The organism is Mesorhizobium sp. ZC-5, from assembly GCF_025753855.1.
In the GTDB taxonomy this organism is placed as follows: domain Bacteria; phylum Pseudomonadota; class Alphaproteobacteria; order Rhizobiales; family Rhizobiaceae; genus Neomesorhizobium.
In genome coordinates, this window is record NZ_JAOWPT010000001.1 from 595,731 (window position 1) to 611,700 (window position 15,970).

14 protein-coding genes are annotated in these 15,970 nt (G+C 63.7%); 4 read left to right on the top strand and 10 right to left on the bottom strand.

What is annotated here, in order from left to right:
* The first annotated feature begins 168 nt into the window (after positions 1-168).
* Positions 169-1,614 (top strand): M48 family metalloprotease, encoded by a 1,446-nt coding sequence (locus tag OHD58_RS02895; RefSeq protein ID WP_263801600.1) that lies wholly within the window; start codon positions 169-171, stop codon positions 1,612-1,614.
* Positions 1,615-1,626: 12 nt separating this feature from the next.
* Here the strand turns inward: OHD58_RS02895 and OHD58_RS02900 are convergent, their stop codons facing one another.
* From OHD58_RS02900 to OHD58_RS02925, 6 genes are all read right to left on the bottom strand, one after another.
* Positions 1,627-2,484, bottom strand: coding sequence for an RNA polymerase factor sigma-32 (locus OHD58_RS02900; RefSeq protein WP_263801529.1), 858 nt, complete (start codon positions 2,482-2,484; stop codon positions 1,627-1,629).
* Positions 2,485-2,793: 309 nt separating this feature from the next.
* The gene (locus OHD58_RS02905; protein WP_412177152.1) at positions 2,794-4,344 is read right to left on the bottom strand and encodes an MFS transporter; all 1,551 of its coding nucleotides are present in this window, start codon (positions 4,342-4,344) and stop codon (positions 2,794-2,796) included.
* A 230-nt stretch (positions 4,345-4,574) separates the two neighbouring features.
* Positions 4,575-5,153 carry a CarD family transcriptional regulator gene (locus OHD58_RS02910; RefSeq protein WP_263801531.1) on the bottom strand — a complete coding sequence of 193 codons (579 nt, stop codon included), beginning with the start codon at positions 5,151-5,153 and terminating at the stop codon, positions 4,575-4,577.
* Between the two features lie 373 nt (positions 5,154-5,526).
* Positions 5,527-5,865 carry a ferredoxin FdxA gene (fdxA, locus tag OHD58_RS02915; protein ID WP_263801532.1) on the bottom strand — a complete coding sequence of 113 codons (339 nt, stop codon included), beginning with the start codon at positions 5,863-5,865 and terminating at the stop codon, positions 5,527-5,529.
* A 152-nt stretch (positions 5,866-6,017) separates the two neighbouring features.
* Positions 6,018-6,404 (bottom strand): RNA-binding S4 domain-containing protein, encoded by a 387-nt coding sequence (locus OHD58_RS02920; RefSeq protein ID WP_263801533.1) that lies wholly within the window; start codon positions 6,402-6,404, stop codon positions 6,018-6,020.
* Positions 6,405-6,416: 12 nt separating this feature from the next.
* Complete coding sequence (locus OHD58_RS02925) at positions 6,417-9,881, bottom strand: helicase-related protein (RefSeq protein ID WP_263801534.1); 3,465 nt, start codon at positions 9,879-9,881, stop codon at positions 6,417-6,419.
* A gap of 750 nt (positions 9,882-10,631) precedes the next feature.
* Here OHD58_RS02925 and aqpZ point away from each other — a divergent pair.
* Positions 10,632-11,348, top strand: a complete 717-nt coding sequence (gene aqpZ, locus OHD58_RS02930; RefSeq protein WP_263801535.1) for an aquaporin Z — start codon at positions 10,632-10,634, stop codon at positions 11,346-11,348.
* Positions 11,349-11,421: 73 nt separating this feature from the next.
* On the opposite strand, the gene OHD58_RS02935 is transcribed toward aqpZ, so the two are convergent.
* Together OHD58_RS02935 and OHD58_RS02940 are read right to left on the bottom strand one after the other, a co-directional pair.
* Positions 11,422-12,144, bottom strand: a complete 723-nt coding sequence (locus OHD58_RS02935; protein ID WP_263801536.1) for a beta-ketoacyl-ACP reductase — start codon at positions 12,142-12,144, stop codon at positions 11,422-11,424.
* 119 nt (positions 12,145-12,263) lie between these two features.
* Positions 12,264-13,451, bottom strand: a complete 1,188-nt coding sequence (locus OHD58_RS02940) for an acetyl-CoA C-acetyltransferase (protein WP_263801537.1) — start codon at positions 13,449-13,451, stop codon at positions 12,264-12,266.
* A 283-nt stretch (positions 13,452-13,734) separates the two neighbouring features.
* Here OHD58_RS02940 and phaR point away from each other — a divergent pair, with 283 nt between their 5' ends.
* Both phaR and OHD58_RS02950 read left to right on the top strand, forming a co-directional pair.
* Positions 13,735-14,343, top strand: coding sequence for a polyhydroxyalkanoate synthesis repressor PhaR (gene phaR / locus OHD58_RS02945; protein ID WP_263801538.1), 609 nt, complete (start codon positions 13,735-13,737; stop codon positions 14,341-14,343).
* A gap of 203 nt (positions 14,344-14,546) precedes the next feature.
* Positions 14,547-14,978 carry a GlcG/HbpS family heme-binding protein gene (locus OHD58_RS02950; RefSeq protein WP_263801539.1) on the top strand — a complete coding sequence of 144 codons (432 nt, stop codon included), beginning with the start codon at positions 14,547-14,549 and terminating at the stop codon, positions 14,976-14,978.
* 4 nt (positions 14,979-14,982) lie between these two features.
* On the opposite strand, the gene OHD58_RS02955 is transcribed toward OHD58_RS02950, so the two are convergent.
* Together OHD58_RS02955 and rpmF are read right to left on the bottom strand one after the other, a co-directional pair.
* Positions 14,983-15,390 (bottom strand): hypothetical protein, encoded by a 408-nt coding sequence (locus OHD58_RS02955; protein WP_263801540.1) that lies wholly within the window; start codon positions 15,388-15,390, stop codon positions 14,983-14,985.
* Positions 15,391-15,534: 144 nt separating this feature from the next.
* Positions 15,535-15,714: a 50S ribosomal protein L32 gene (rpmF, locus tag OHD58_RS02960; RefSeq protein WP_263801541.1), complete on the bottom strand. Its 180-nt coding sequence runs from the start codon at positions 15,712-15,714 to the stop codon at positions 15,535-15,537.
* Between the last annotated feature and the right edge of the window lie 256 nt (positions 15,715-15,970).

Below are 15,970 nucleotides of genomic sequence, written 5' to 3' on the forward strand. Positions count from 1 at the left end.
GTCGACGTTCTTGTCTTGCGGTGGCGACTATGTCTAGGTCCGACGCAAATTGGCGTCGCCCAAGCCCGAGGCCTCACCCCGATCCGAAAGGAAACCGTTCTGCCAACCTGCCCGACAACATCCGTAGACATGCCGACGCCCGCATTGCGCGCGCCGTGGCGCGCTGCGATGTCGGTCGCGTTGCTTGCGTTGCTTGCCGGCTGCCAGATGCTGAGCGGGCCGATCAACGAACAGGCGTTCCGCCCGTCGGAAAACCCGGTCACTGTCGATACTGTCGCCCGCAACGACAAGTTTGCCCAGCTCGCCAAGCAGCAGCATCCGCGCATCCTGGCGACCTATGGCGGCGAGTATTCCGACCCGAAGCTGGAGCGCATGGTCGCCAAGGTGGTCGGCACGCTGACCTTCGATGCCGACAATCCATCGCCGCAGACCTATCGCATCACCATCCTGAATTCCCCCAACGTCAACGCGTTTGCGCTGCCTGGCGGCTATCTCTACGTGACCCGCGGCCTGCTGGCGCTTGCCAACGACTCGGCCGAGCTCGCCGCCGTCATCGCCCATGAGATGGGGCACGTCACCGCCAATCACGGCATCCAGCGCCAGCAGAAGGAAGCCGAGGAGGTTCTGGCGACCAAGGTCGTCACCGACGTCCTCGGCGAAAGCCAGGTCGCCAAGGTCGCGCTGATCCGCGGCAAGCTCCGGCTTGCCCAGTTCTCGCGGAACCAGGAACTCGAGGCCGACGCCATCGGCATCCGGTCGATCGGCCGCGCCGGCTACGATCCCTTCGCCGCAAGCCGCTTCCTCCAGTCGATGGCAGCCTACAGCGAGTTCCGCACGGTGACCGGTGCTCAGGATGCGAGCCTCGACTTCCTTGCCAGCCATCCTAATGCGCCGCAGCGCATCGAACTGGCGCAGCGCCACGCGCGCGGCTTCGGCACGCCCGGCACCGGAACGGTGGACCGCGATTCCTTCCTCGCCGGCATCGACGGCCTTCTGTTCGGCGATACGCCGGAAGAAGGTTACGTGCGCGGCAACACGTTCCAGCATCCCGGCCTCGGCATCGCCTTTTCGGTCCCCGCTGGCTTCGTCATCGACAATTCCGCTGCCGAGGTCACCGCGACCGGGCCTGGCGACATGGCGATCCGCTTCGACGGCGTCTCGGTTGGCAGGAACATCGCCCTGGCCGACTATGTTCGCAGCGGCTGGGTCACCGGTCTGGAAGATGCAACCGTCCAGGCGACCAACATCAACGGCAACGATGCCGCGACCGCGCGCGCCCGCGCCGATGGCTGGCAGTTCGACATCACCGTCATCCGTTCCGGTGACAAGGTCTATCGCCTGCTGACCGCCGCCCCCGTCGCCAGCACCACGCTCGACAGCGTGGCCCGTTCGGTAGGCGGCAGCTTCCGCTCGTTGTCGTCGTCCGAGAAGGCGGCGCTGAAGCCGCTCCGTATCCGCGTCGTCACCGTCAGGCCTGGCCAGACCGTCGGGTCGCTCTCTGCCTCGATGGTCGGCGTCGACCGCAAGCTCGACCTGTTCCGGGTGCTCAACGCGCTGCCGCCCGGCGGCGGCGTTTCCGCCGGCGACAAGGTGAAGATCATCACCGATCGTTGAATTGGCTAGTTGTCAGGCCGCGTGTTCGAAGGCCGGATTGACCTTGACCAGTTCGGATTTCAGCTTTTCCAGCGCCCGCGTTTCGATCTGCCGTACCCGCTCCTTGGAGATGCCGAGCTTGGTGCCCAGCGATTCCAGCGTCGCGCCATCGTCCTGGAGCCGGCGCTCCTGGATGATCCTCAATTCGCGCGGATTGAGGACGCCAAGCGCATCATAGAGCCATTCCGTGCGCCGCTCGATATCGATGACGTCTTCGGCGACTTCATCGGGAAGCGGATCCTCCGAGATCAGGAAATCCATGCGGTCGGCCGACCCGGAATCGTCGGCCACCGGTGCGTTGAGCGATGTGTCGGGCCCGGAAAGCCTGGAATCCATCATCGCAACATCGGCTTCCGAGACGCCCAGCGCCGACGAGATTTCGCGATAGATCGCGCCGTCCGGAAGCGGCTCGGCGCCTTGCGTCAATCGTGCCCGCAGACGGCGCAGGTTGAAGAACAACGCCTTTTGCGCCGAACTCGTGCCGCCCCGCACGATCGACCAGTTGCGGAGGATATAGTCCTGCATGGAGGCGCGTATCCACCATGTGGCATAGGTCGAAAACCGCACATCACGATCCGGCTCGAAGCGAGCCGCGGCTTCCAGCAGCCCGACATGGCCTTCCTGGATCAGGTCGCCGGTCGACAGGCCGAAATAACGGAATTTCGAGGCCATAGAGATGACCAGCCGCATATGCGCGGTGGTGATCTGGTGCAGTGCCTGCTGGTCGCCCTCGTCGCGCCAGCGCACCGCTAGATCGTGTTCCTCCTCGCGCGCCAGGTAGGGCGCCTTCATCGCGGCCCGGATCAGATTTCTCTTCGCCGTCTCTTCCATCGCCAAGCGCTCCGTTGACCTGGGGCGATTCAAATCCGGTTCAAGTTCGGACACCGTCCGGATTACTGTCTGAAAAGGCGAATTCCGATGCGCTGAAAAAGCCGCCGGGCATACGCCAGAACAGATTAAAAACGTCGGGCGGCGCAGAACGTTCCATTGCACCATGATCGAAACCGCGGGAGCCTGCGGCAACCCCTGCTCGCGACCTGATGCATGTCGCCCGAAAGTGTCCTTGGTTTCGGGACAGAGACATGCACCAAATCAAGGAATCTGAAGCGCGGCCGCCGATTCTATTCGGCGCGTCGTGTTTTAGTTCACCGCGCCTTCACGCACCGCATCGCCTGCACCCGCATTGCGCAACACGCGCAGGACCACCACGGCGAGTGCAACGGTCAACAGCGCGGCGATGATGGTGACCAGTACGAAACCTTGGTGGAATGCGTCGCGGGCCACCTCGGCCAGTCCGGCGCCCAGCCGCTCCGGCAGCTCCGCGGCAACGGCCAGGGCGCCGGCGAGTGTGTCGCGCGCAGCGTCCGCCGCGTTGACCGGCACGCCGTCGGGAACCGCATCCGCCATGACGCCTCGGTAGATCGCGATGCCGATGCTGCCGAGAACGGCGATACCCAGTACGCCGCCGAATTCAGCACCCGTCTCAGACAGCGCTCCCGCCGAGCCTGCGCGCTCCGGCGGCACCGCGCTGACGATGATGTCGGTGGTCAGGATGAAGATCGGGCCGAAGCCCAGCGCCATGATGAACGTTCCAGCCACCAGGATGGCCAGGCTGTCCGCACCGCCGACCCGCGACATGATGAAAAACCCGGCGGCGACGAACGACAGCCCGCCGGCGATCACATAGGCCGGGCGTATCCGGCGCACGATCAGCGGCGCCAGCATCGACCCTGCAACCACCGCCGCAGCCGAAGGCAGCGACCACAAGCCGGCCTGCAGCGGCGAAAGCCCGAGCATCAACTGGAAGTACTGCGCGGTGAACAGGAACGAGCCGAACGCAACGAAACAGCCGAGCATGTTGACCGCCAGAGCGGTGCTGAACGCGCGCGAGCGGAAAAGCGACAGGTCGATCAGGGGATCGGCGAGCTTGCGTTGCCTGTCGATGAATATCGCACCAACCGCCAGCCCAGCGATGATGATCGAGGCCGGCTGCCAGGAGAAACCATCTTCGGCGATCCATTTCAGCCCGAAGATCGCCGCCAGCACCGCCACCAGCGACAACAATGCGCTGGCGAAATCGAGCCGGCCGGCTTCCGGATCCTTGTATTCGGGCAAAAGGATCGGGCCTACCACGAGCAGCAGCGCCATCACCGGCACGGCGAGCAGGAACACCGATCCCCACCAGAAATATTCGAGCAGGGCGCCGCCGAGCAGCGGACCGATGGCGCCGCCGAGCGAATAGCTGGTGCCCCATACGCCGATGGCGAAGGTGCGCTCGGCCGGATCGTGGAACATGTTGCGGATCAGCGATAGCGTCGACGGCGCCAGCGTCGCCCCGGCGACGCCAAGCAACGCGCGCGCCGCGATCAGCATCTCGGCCGAGGTCGAAAACGCCGCGATGATGGAGGCCGCTCCAAATAGCACCGCCCCCCAGAGCAGCAGCTTGCGGCGGCCGATACGGTCGCCAAGCGTGCCCATGGTGATCAGCGATCCCGCGACCAGGAAGCCGTAGATGTCGACGATCCACAGCAACTGCGCCGCACTCGGCTTCAGGTCGGCCGTGAGATGCGGCACGGCGAGGTTGAGCACCGTGAGATCCATGGAATAGAGCAGGCAAGGCAGTGCGATGACCGCCAGCCCGATCCATTCCCGTCGTGTCGCCTTTTCCATGCCAGCCTGCTGTTGTTGCATGATTTACGGCGCGATGGTGCCCTCGAAAGCTGGCATGCCGTAAGGTCCAGAATTGCTTTTTCGCTTGGAGCGAAAGTTCACGGCTCACGCCTTGGTGCTACGCCCATCCAGTCGGCAAACGGGGACCTGCGCGTCTCCTCTCGTGCGAACCGCGAAAATGAGCGACGCCGCGCAAGCAACAAAAAACCCGGCCTCGCGGCCGGGTTTTTTGTCTTGCGAAAGAAAGCGGCTTATGCAGCCTCTTCCTGCTCGGCTTCCTCGTTGTCGGCCTTGGCGCCGCGCTTCGGTCCCTTGTTAAGGTTCACCTCGATGAGGCGGACCGCTTCGGTCTCCGACATCTTGTTGACGGCCGCAATCTCGCGCGCCATGCGGTCCAGCGCCGCCTCGTAGAGCTGGCGTTCGGAATAGGACTGCTCCGGCTGGTTCTCGGCGCGATAGAGATCGCGCACCACTTCCGAGATCGAGATCAGGTCGCCCGAATTGATCTTCGCGTCATACTCCTGCGCGCGGCGCGACCACATGGTGCGCTTTACGCGGGCGCGGCCCTGCACGACCTTCAGCGCGCGCTCGACATAATCCTCCTCCGAAAGCTTGCGCATGCCGATCGAAGTCGCCTTGGCGACCGGCACCTTCAGGCGCATCTTGTCCTTCTGGAAATCGATCACGAACAGCTCAAGCTTGTGCCCAGCAACTTCCTGCTCGTCGATCGATACGATCTGGCCGACGCCATGCGCCGGATAGACGATGTATTCGCCGGTCTTGAAACCGTGACGCGTTGCTGCGGACTTCTTCTGCTGCTGGATTGCCATACGCCCTGAACTCCTGTTGTGGCACCGGCGGCATCGCCGGAAACCTGCTGGGGCCGTGGAATGATCGGCCAATGGTGCCGCCTGAGCACATGAGGGCCATCCGGAGAGACAGGACCGGGCAGAGGGCACATAAACGTGCTTGCCTGGCCAAGTTGCCTTGGTCCGGATACTGGCCCTCACCTTTCAATGATTAACGCTTTTGCGCCATAGATCGACGTTGTGTCACCGGCATGTTTCCGAGTGTTACCACAAAAAGCTGAAAGAATCAACAATTTGCTGCATGCGCGAAGATGCCGCGCAGCCGCGCAGGTCGGCACCTGGCGGGAAAATGCCGGGTAGACGAGGCCGGAAGCGTGTCCCGGCCGTCGGCAGATCAGTCTCCCTCGCCGGCCTCCGGCGAGAAATACTTCTCGAACTTGCCCTCGACGCCGTCGAACTCCTTGGCGTCAGCCGGCGCATCCTTCTTGGCCGTTATGTTCGGCCACTTCTCCGCGTATTCGGTGTTGACCTGCAACCATTTGTCGAGGCCGGGTTCGGTGTCCGGCTTGATCGCGTCGGCCGGGCATTCCGGCTCGCAGACGCCGCAGTCGATGCATTCGTCGGGATGGATGACGAGCATGTTCTCGCCTTCGTAGAAGCAGTCGACCGGACAGACCTCTATGCAGTCCATGTACTTGCATTTGATACAGTTGTCGGTCACGACATAAGTCATGTAAGGCTCCTGGCCGCCTCTCGGTCTTCTCGATGCTCCCGCCGGTGAGGTAGCTCCTTTGACCGGCCGTGGCAAGGGCGCGGATCGGCGCATCCGCCCGTTGAACTGGAACAGATTTTCGCGACTTGTGGGCCAGTTCCCAGCCTCGACGCTCAATCCTCGTCGTGCAGCTTGTCGGTCGCCCGCCTCTCCTTCTTGGTCGGGCGGCCCGAGCCGGCGTCGCGCAGCGGTGCCATCTGCTCTGGAAGTCCTTTCGCGCGCGGCGCGGGCTTCGGCGAGATGTCCTCGTAGAGCGTGCGTGCCTCCTCCGCCGGACCGCGCCGCGTGCCGCATTCGACGATGCGGTAGACCAGCACCTGGCGATCCAGCGTGATCGTCAGCACGTCGCCGGGCTTGACCGGATGCGATGCCTGATCGGTCTTGTCGCGGTTGACGCGGACACGGCCCGACTGCGCCAGCTTCGCCGCCAGCGACCGCGACTTCACCACCCGCGCAAAGAACAACCATTTGTCGATGCGCTGGCGGCCTTCTGAAACCATATCGGGCCGTGATTATTTTTTCAGTTGATCGCGCAAGGCCGCGAGCTTGGCGAAGGGCGAATCCGGGTCGACGCGCACCGGACGCTCCTCGCGCGGCTTCTGCTGGAACTGCGGCTTGCCCTGGAAGCCGCCCTTCTGGCCGGGTTTGCCGCCATCACGGCGTTCCGGCCGGAAGCCCTGGCCATCCGGCTTGCCCGGTTTGCCCTGGAACTTGCGCTCGAAACGCTCCGAGCCGCCTTCGCGCCGGCCTTTGCCGTCATTGCGTGCCGCGGCCTCGCCGGAAGGCGCCGCCGCTTGCGCTGCATTCTGATGGCGTCCGCGCGGACCGCTGCGATCGCGCTGGTTGCCGTGGCGCTGGCCTTGCCGGGCCTCGAACCGGGCCTGCCGCCAGAGCAGGATCGGCTTTGGTGCTTCGGCAGGCGCCGCGGCTGTTTCGGTCTCGGTCGCGTCGGAGACTGCCTCCTTCGCGACGCTCTCGCCCGCGCCTTCCGCCGCGGGCTCCGCCGACACCGGTTCGGAGGTCTCGGCATCCGGTCCGCTGGCCGATGCCTCCTGCGCAACTGTATCCTGCGCAACTGTATCGACCGAAGCTTCGGCCCCGGCGACAGGTGCCGCTTCTACGGTAGCAGCTTCCTCGATCGCGACGGGTTCGATCGTTTCCGTCGTGGACTCCGCTTCGGTTCCACCGGCATCCGGGGCGACTTCCGCGCCGGCAGTTGAAATATCAGCGGCAGCCGTTTCTGCATCAGCGGCAACTGGCGTTTCCGTATCGGCGGCAGTTGGCGTTTCCACCTCGGCGACAGCCCGCGTTTCTGCATCGGCAGCAGCCTGCCCTGTTTCGGCCCCGACCGCGCTCGCCTCGCCAGCATCGCCCTGTGCGCTCGCCGCGATCTGTTCGGCTGCCTGCTCGAGGGCTGCCGTATGCGCGGCATCTCTCGCCGCCTTTTCCGTGGCGGCCTTCTCCGCGGCTTCCCGCGCCGCGGTGTCAAGCGCTTCAAGCTTGGCCTTCACCTCGGCGACCGGCTTTGGCTCGGCGCGATAGCCGAGACCCTTCAGGATTTCCTCGATGTCGTCGGCGTTGGCGCCGAGGATCGACATCATCGCAGGCGTCACAAGGAACACGCTGCCGTCATAGGCACCGTCCGGACGCGGACCTGTTCCGGCCCGCCACGAGAGTGCAGGGCGGATCAGGTCGGCAAGCCGCTCCAGTATGTCGACGCGCACCGCGCGCCGGCCGAGATTGCGAAAGCCGGCAAGCCGGTAGAAAGCCCGATCGTAGGCCGGATCGATCACCACCGAGGTGCGGCCGGCGGCCAGTGCATGCACCACATCGCCGAAGCCGGGCTTGTCCTTGCCGTCGTTCTTCAGCGCCCAGAGCAACGTGACCAGGCCGGCCGGGCCGGGTTTCAGCAGGGCCGGCACGAAGACATGGTAGGCACCGAAGCGCACGCCGAGACGCCTCAGCGCGCCGCGCCCCTCCTGGTCCAGCGACTTCACCTCGTCGGCGATGTCGCGGCGGTTGAGCAGGCCGAAATTCTCGACCAGCTGGAACGCGATGCCGCGCCCGATGCCGGTCAGCTGCTCCGCGTTCTTGAGGTCGACCAGCGGCTTCAGCAGCGTCTCGGCCTGGTAGTTGACGAAGCGTTCCGCGTGCGCCGCGACCTTGTCGCGCGCCGGGCCGGTCAGTTGTTCGTCGGCCAGGAGGATGACGCGCGGCTTGAGCACATCCTCGCCGGAGGTGAGCGTGGCGATCGGCGCGCCGATCCAGCGCAACACGCCGTCGGAACCGAGCGCGATGTCGTTGTTGCCCGACGCGGAAAAACGCTCCGCCCGCGCCTCGAACTCGACGGCAAGCGCCTTCTGGGCCGCGGTCTTCACCGCCTTGGCATCCTCACCCTCGGCGGTCTGGTCCGCGGTGAAGCGGAACCCCTGCAGCTCGCCCACATGGTGCCCCTCGACAAGGACGGCACCGGACGGGCTGATTTCGGCTTCAAGCATCGTATTCTCTCTCAGGCGCTTCATGAGCACGGAAGTCCTGCGGTCTACGAAGCGTTTCGTCAACCGCTCATGCAGGGCATCCGACAATCTGTCTTCGATCTCGCGCGTTTTTTCCTGCCAGTGTGCCGCATCCGCCAACCAGCCGGGGCGGTTGGACACGAAGGTCCAGGTGCGGATCTGCGCGATGCGGTGCGACAGCGTATCGATGTCGCCGTCGGCCGAATCCGCGCGCCGCACCTGCTCGGCCATGTAGGCCTCGTTGACATGGCCGCTTTCGGCGAGATCGAGATACATCGATGCGATGAGATCGGAATGCTGCGCCGGCGCGATGCGCCGGTAGTCCGGCAGCGCGCACGCCTCCCACAACAGTGCCACCCGTTCACGGCTGGTCGCCAGCTTGCGTATCTCCGGATCGCGCGACAGCTGATCGAGTGCCTGCGCGTCGACCGCGGGAAGCGCCCGCGTCAGCCCTTCGATCGGCGCCGGCGTCTCGATCGAACGCTTCAGCGTATCGAGGCTCGCAAAGTCGAATTCGGCCGTACGCCATTGCAGCACCTTGACCGGATCGAACTCGTGCGCCTCTATCTTGTGCACCAGTTCGTCGTCCAGCGGATCGACCTGGCCAGTCACGCCAAAGGTGCCGTCGCGCAGATGCCGCCCGGCACGTCCGGCCACCTGGGCAAGTTCGGCCGCGGTAAGGTCGCGGTACTGGAAGCCGTCGAACTTGCGGTTCTGCGCGAAGGCGACGTGGTCGACATCCAGGTTGAGGCCCATGCCGATGGCGTCGGTGGCGATCAGATAGTCCACGTCGCCGTTCTGGTAGATCTCGACCTGCGCGTTGCGGGTGCGCGGACTGAGCGCGCCCAGCACCACGGCGGCGCCGCCGCGCTGGCGGCGGATCAGTTCGGCGATGGCGTAGACCTCGTCGGCCGAGAAGGCGACGATCGCCGTGCGGCGCGGCAGCCGCGTCAGCTTTTTCTGGCCCGCATAGGCGAGATGCGAAAGCCTCGGGCGGGTGACGACGGAAATGCCTTTCAGCAGTCGCTCGAGAATGCCGCGCATCGTGGCGGCGCCGAGCAGCAACGTCTCCTCCCGGCCCCTGAGATGCAGCACGCGGTCGGTGAAGATGTGGCCGCGCTCCAGGTCGCCGGCCAGTTGCACTTCGTCGATCGCCACGAAAGCCGCGTTGGTCTCGCGCGGCAGTGCCTCGACCGTGCAGACGGAATAGCGCGCGCCCGCCGGCTGGATTTTCTCCTCGCCGGTGATCAGCGCCACGTTCTGGACACCGACCTTGTCGACGACGCGGCTGTAGACCTCGCGCGCCAGCAGTCTGAGCGGCAGGCCGATCAGCCCGCTGCCATGCGCCACCATCCGTTCGATGGCGAGATGTGTCTTGCCGGTGTTGGTCGGTCCCAGAACGGCGGTGACGTCGCGTCCGGAGGGCACGAGATAATCGCTCTGTTTCGGCTGCAGGTTCATCGAGGAGGCAGATGGCTTTCCTGGTCGGGGTCCTGCACAGGCGGGACGGAAGCGGCGGCAATCGCGAGGCAGACGCCACCGCGACACATATAGGATTTGGATGGTGAAACGAAAGCGGAAATGTTGCCGGATTAACTGTTGGAACGAGTCTGGAACGAATCAGCGACGAATCGCTGACTCTTATCGATTCAGGTTTTGTTCACGGCGACATGTAGATCGGCGAGAGCTGCCCGGCACCACATGCTGAATCGACGTTTGGCGGTTCCGAGCGAATCCGCCCATCTTCGTTAACTTTCGTTTCGCGAACGGCACCGAAGCCCAGAGCGCACGGTGAAGATTTCATTAACCTCAGGATTCCACTTGCTATTTTGGAGCAAACCGAGGCCATCGATCGGCCTGGCGGGCCGCTTTCGTTAACACTCCGCCCAAACCCGGAACGAACAGGCGACGAATCAGCGATGGCGCTGTTTTCCCGTTCCGTTCACCGCAACATCTTGTGTCTTCAGGCCGCGCTCGACCGAGAAAGCAGCTCGGCCTCGCGAACACGCCAGCCTCGCGCTGCTTGCCCGTTAACCTTTCCGTCTTGTTCCGGCACAGGCGCAGTGCGGTCCGATGAGGAGCGACGCGGCAAGCATTTGAAAAATCCTGTGATTTCCGGAGGCTGCAAGCCGAAACGCCCACCCGTTTCGATTGTATTCCGCCCAGTTTCATGGCCTCCTTCCCTTGCGTTGGTATGAGGAGGGAATAATCATGACCAAACGTCTCATTGCAGAGTTCATGGGTACCTTCTGGCTTGTCTTTGGCGGGTGCGGCAGCGCGGTTCTGGCCGCCGCTTTCCCTGATGTCGGTATCGGGTTGCTCGGCGTTGCTTTCGCGTTCGGTTTGACTGTCCTGACCATGGTCTATGCGGTCGGTGGGATTTCCGGTGGTCACTTCAATCCCGCTGTGTCGGTCGGCTTGATGGTGGCCGGCAGGTTCTCGTCAAAGGATCTGCTGCCCTATATCGCGGCCCAGGTACTGGGAGCGGTGGTCGGATCGGCGGTCCTCTACCTCATTGCCAGCGGCAAGGCCGATTTCACTCTGGCCGGCGGGTTTGCCTCCAACGGTTACGGCGAGCATTCGCCTGGCGGCTATGCGATGGGTTCGGCGCTCATCGCGGAAGTGGTCCTCACCTTCATGTTCCTGATGGTGATCCTGCGCGTGACTTCAGGTGATGTACCGGCGGGTTTTGCGCCGATCGCCATCGGTCTCACGCTGACGCTGATCCACCTTATCTCGATCCCGGTGACCAACACGTCGGTCAACCCGGCCCGTTCCACCGGTCCGGCGCTGTTCGTGGGCGGCTGGGCGATCCAACAGCTATGGCTGTTCTGGGTGGCGCCGATCGTCGGCGCCGCACTCGCCGGCATCGCCCACAACGCGCTGTTCCAGACCCGCGCACCGGGTGCTGCTGGTGCACCGGCCTGAACGGCCTACTCAAAATGAAACGGCGCCTTCCGGCGCCGTTTTCGTTTTCAGCCTCCAGACGACAAGCGACAGCCTAGACGAAGAACTGACCGCCATTTGCCGAGATCGTCGAGCCGGTGATGAAGCCTGCCTCTTCGGAGGCGAGGAACACGACGCAACGCGCGATCTCGTCGGCTTCTCCGAGGCGGCCGACCGGGATTTGCGCGACGATCGATTCCCGCACCTTTTCCGGAACCGCCATCACCATGTCGGTGGCAATATAGCCCGGGCAGATCGCATTGACGGTGATGTTGGCGCGCGCGCCTTCCTGGGCGAGCGCCTTGGTGAAGCCGAGATCGCCCGCCTTCGACGCCGAATAATTGGCCTGCGCGAACTGGCCCTTCTGGCCGTTGATCGAGGAGATGGTGATGACGCGGCCGAATTTACGCTCGCGCATGCCGTTCCACAGTGGATGCGTCATGTTGAAGACGCCGGAAAGATTGGTGTCGATGACCTCCTTCCACTGCTGCGGCGTCATCTTGTGGAAGGGCGCATCGCGGGTGATGCCGGCATTGTTGACCAGCACGTCGATCGGACCGAGATCCGCCTCGACCTGCTTCAATCCCTCGACGCAGGCATCATAGTCGGCGACCGACCATTTGAAGACGGGGATGCCGGTCTCGGCCTTGAATTTCTGCGCCGCCTCGTCGTTGCCGGCATAATTCGCCGCGACGTTGTATCCGGCCTTCTTCAGCCCGACCGATATGGCGGCGCCGATGCCACGCGATCCCCCGGTGACGATTGCTGTCCTGGTCATGTTTCCTCCCTCGGTGTTCTTATGGGCAATAGGCGGTGGACAATAGGCAGTAGGGGAAATTGTGCGCCGCCCCGCGATTTGCCTTCGCCTTCCTGATTTTTCTCCCTACTGCCGTCTCTTCAGTTCAACGCTTCGACGCACATAGCGACGCCCATGCCGCCACCGATGCACAGGGTCGCGAGACCCTTTTTTCCGCCGCGACGGCGCATCTCGTAGACCAGCGTGTTGAAGATGCGGGTGCCCGAGGCGCCGATCGGATGGCCGATCGCGATCGCCCCGCCATTGACGTTGACGATATCCGGGTTCCAGCCCATGCCCTTGTTGACCGCGCAGGCCTGCGCCGCGAAGGCCTCGTTGGCCTCGACCAGGTCGAGGTCGCCAACCGACCAGCCGGCCTTCTCGAGCGCCCTCTTCGAGGCCGGGATCGGTCCGGTGCCCATGATTGCCGGATCGACGCCGGCGGTTGCCCAAGAGGCGATGCGGGCGAGCGGCTTCAGCCCGCGGCGGACGGCCTCGGCTTCGGTCATCAGCACCACGGCGCCCGCGCCGTCATTAATGCCGGAGGCGTTGGCGGCTGTCACCGTGCCTTCCTTGTCGAAGGCCGGGCGCAGCTTCTGCATCGCGTCGATCGTCGCGCCGTGGCGGATGTATTCGTCCTGGTCGACGACCGTATCGCCCTTGCGGCCCTTGATCGTCACCGGCACGATCTCGTCACTGAACCTGCCGGCCTTCTGCGCCGCTTCTGCCTTATTCTGCGAACCGACGGCGAACTCGTCCTGGGTGTCGCGCGTGATCTGGAACTGCTTGGCGACGTTCTCCGCCGTATTGCCCATGTGATAGCCGTTGAAGGCGTCCCACAGGCCGTCGCGTATCATCGTGTCGATCATCGAATAGTCGCCCATCTTCACGCCGGCGCGCAGATGCGCGCAATGCGGCGACAGCGACATCGATTCCTGGCCGCCGGCGACAATGATCTTCGCGTCGCCGGTGGCGATCTGCTGCATGCCGATGGCAATCGTCCGCAGGCCCGAGCCGCAGACCTGGTTGAGGCCCCATGCGGTCGCCTCCTTGGGCACGCCCGCCTTGATGGCGGCCTGGCGCGCCGGATTTTGGCCCTGGCCGGCGGTCAGCACCTGGCCGAGGATCACCTCGTCCACCTCGCCCGCTTCGACGCCGGCGCGCGCCAGCGCTTCCTTGATGACGATGGCACCCAGTTCGTGCGCCGGCGTGTTGGCGAAGGCGCCGTTGAACGCGCCTACCGGCGTGCGGGTGGCACTTGCGACGACGATGGATTCGGAAGCGGGCATTTCTATCTCCAGATTTCTCGGGATCGGTGTTCGGCTTGTCTCGACTTTTCTTGCCCTTTCCGAATGCCGAGTCAAACCGGAAATCTGCGAAGCCGCCCGATGTACAAGCGCTTCCGGCGCCTATGCTGCGGTTATGCTGCGCAGCAATTTTTGCCCGCTAAAGAAGCAGCCTTGATCCCGCACTGCACAAACCGCTTTCAAAAGCGATGCTTTTGCGCATATCCTTGTTCAGGCACAACCGTTGCCGGCCGCTTTCAACGCCGGTCTGATTGGGAGGGTTCTGATGCCTGCAAAAGACGATCCGGTGGTCATCAAGAAATATGCCAACCGCCGCCTCTACAATACGGGCACCAGCACATATGTGACACTCGAAGATTTGGCCGAGATGGTGAAGCGTGGCGAAGACTTCACCGTCCAGGATGCCAAGACCGGCGACGACATCACCCACCCCGTGCTCACCCAGATCATCTTCGAACTCGAGAACAAGGATGGGCAGAACATGCTGCCGATCCCGTTCCTGCGCCAGTTGATCTCTTTCTATGGTGACCAGATGCAGATGGTCGTGCCGAGTTTTCTCGAGCAGTCGATGATTGCTTTCGCCAAGGAACAGGAACGCTTCCGCGAGCAGATGAAGTCGACGCTCGGCAAGACGCCGATGGACATGATGAAGATCACCACGCCGATCAAGGCGCTGGAGGAGCAGACGCGCCGCAACATCGAGATGTTCCAGAACGCGATGCGCATGTTCACGCCGTTCCCTCCGGGCTCCGGCGCCTCGCCTTCGCCCGCGGCCGAGCCGACCAGGAAGGAACCGGCTGAAAAATCCGACGACCTGCAGGAGTTGAAGGAGCAGATCGCCGCGATGCAGCGCAAGATCGAGTCGATGGGCTGACCCGGAGGCCACGACCTTCGAGGCTCGCTCATCGACACTTGCACCCGACCCTTCAACCATCTTCGCGGGCTCGCACCAACGCGTCGATGCCGGCTCGGTCTATCGGCACCATCGCGCAAACATCTTCGCCGCTACCAGCGATAGTGGCGGCCCGGTTCATGGCGTAGGTTCCCTCGCCGAACCAGATCCCAGCGGAGAAACGCATGACAAAACTGACGCTCGCCAGCGCAAACACCATCATCGGCGCCGCCTTCGCCAAGGCGGCCGAACTCGAACTGAAGCCGTTGAGCGTCTCGGTACACGATGCCGGCGGCCACCTCCTTGCATTCCAGAAGCAGGATGGTTCCTCGAACCTGCGTTACGAGATCGCCGCGGGAAAGGCATTCGGTGCTCTGGCCGTGGGCATGGGCTCGCGCCGGCTGGAGGTGATAGCCAGGGAACGCCCGCATTTCTTCACCGGCCTGTCGGGGGTCTCCGGAGGGCGCGTCATCCCCGTCGCCGGCGGCGTTCTGGTCCGGGACGCGGAGGGCGAGATCATCGGCGCTGTCGGGGTTTCCGGCGACACGTCCGACAATGACGAGGCGGCAGCCATCGCCGGCATCGAGGCCAGCGGCTTTCAGGCCGACGGAGGTTGAATGGTCAGCTTACGTTGAGGTCCCGGCCGGCGGAACGCAACGACACCGAGAACCCGGCCAGCACGTCGACCAGCGCGATCACCATCAGCGTGAAGAACACCGGATGCGCGGCTTCGGTGTTCAACAGGAACTCCACCAGGTACGCCACGAAGACAAACGTCGACAGCAGGTGATCGACGATCGAGGCGTTCGAAGTGCGTGTCGATTTGACGATCTCGACGAACAGCAGGAGCAGCGCCACCACGATCAGCAGATTACCGACCGTCAGCGAGAAGACGCCGCCGGACATCATCCTCATGGAAAACACTTGAGTCGCCCAAATGTCGGCGCCTTCCGCCTGCCCGAACGATCCGGCGAGGCCCAGATTGTAGAGGATGAAAGGCACGATCAGCAGCGGGATACCAGCGAGCATCAGGGGTCTCCGGTTCTTGGTTCTGCTTCTAGAAGCCGCGGCGCCGTATGCGTCAAGGCCTTTCCGGCGGCGGCCATCCGCCAAACGAAAAAGACCGGCTTGAAGCCGGTCTTTTCAACTGAACGGGAACGAAGGGCTGTAAACTCAGCTCTTCGGCTCCAGGACCTGACGGCCGCGATACATCCCGGTCTTCAGGTCGACATGGTGCGGACGGCGCAGTTCGCCGGAATTCTTGTCCTCGACATAGGTCGGGGCCTTCAGCGCATCGGCCGAACGGCGCATGCCGCGCTTCGACGGCGAAGTTTTTCGTTTTGGAACAGCCATGGAATTACTCGCTTATCGGTCAAAAGCCCCATATTCCCTCGCGAAAGGGCCGTATGTTCGGGCCGGAATCCTGAAAGTCGGCGTGCCTATACACAAGTGACGGCGGTTTGACCAGCGCCGGCCGCGATATTTTTTTCCGCAGGACGCTCGAAAATCAGAGCTCGGGCCCGGTCGGCAGGGATTATTCGTGCATCTATCAGCTGTTGACCCGGCTGCGAACCTTCGTTCGGACAGGCCTCCGGCAGGTTTGACCTCA

Excerpts from the sequence above, each read along its gene's own strand:
- OHD58_RS02895 (WP_263801600.1), top strand. The coding sequence starts at position 169 with ATGTCGGTCGCGTTGCTTGCGTTGCTTGCCGGCTGCCAGATGCTGAGC.
- OHD58_RS02900 (WP_263801529.1), bottom strand. The coding sequence starts at position 2,484 with ATGGAAGAGACGGCGAAGAGAAATCTGATCCGGGCCGCGATGAAGGCG.
- OHD58_RS02905 (WP_412177152.1), bottom strand. The coding sequence starts at position 4,344 with ATGCAACAACAGCAGGCTGGCATGGAAAAGGCGACACGACGGGAATGG.
- OHD58_RS02910 (WP_263801531.1), bottom strand. The coding sequence starts at position 5,153 with ATGGCAATCCAGCAGCAGAAGAAGTCCGCAGCAACGCGTCACGGTTTC.
- fdxA (WP_263801532.1), bottom strand. The coding sequence starts at position 5,865 with ATGACTTATGTCGTGACCGACAACTGTATCAAATGCAAGTACATGGAC.
- OHD58_RS02920 (WP_263801533.1), bottom strand. The coding sequence starts at position 6,404 with ATGGTTTCAGAAGGCCGCCAGCGCATCGACAAATGGTTGTTCTTTGCG.
- OHD58_RS02925 (WP_263801534.1), bottom strand. The coding sequence starts at position 9,881 with ATGAACCTGCAGCCGAAACAGAGCGATTATCTCGTGCCCTCCGGACGC.
- aqpZ (WP_263801535.1), top strand. The coding sequence starts at position 10,632 with ATGACCAAACGTCTCATTGCAGAGTTCATGGGTACCTTCTGGCTTGTC.
- OHD58_RS02935 (WP_263801536.1), bottom strand. The coding sequence starts at position 12,144 with ATGACCAGGACAGCAATCGTCACCGGGGGATCGCGTGGCATCGGCGCC.
- OHD58_RS02940 (WP_263801537.1), bottom strand. The coding sequence starts at position 13,451 with ATGCCCGCTTCCGAATCCATCGTCGTCGCAAGTGCCACCCGCACGCCG.
- phaR (WP_263801538.1), top strand. The coding sequence starts at position 13,735 with ATGCCTGCAAAAGACGATCCGGTGGTCATCAAGAAATATGCCAACCGC.
- OHD58_RS02950 (WP_263801539.1), top strand. The coding sequence starts at position 14,547 with ATGACAAAACTGACGCTCGCCAGCGCAAACACCATCATCGGCGCCGCC.
- OHD58_RS02955 (WP_263801540.1), bottom strand. The coding sequence starts at position 15,390 with ATGCTCGCTGGTATCCCGCTGCTGATCGTGCCTTTCATCCTCTACAAT.
- rpmF (WP_263801541.1), bottom strand. The coding sequence starts at position 15,714 with ATGGCTGTTCCAAAACGAAAAACTTCGCCGTCGAAGCGCGGCATGCGC.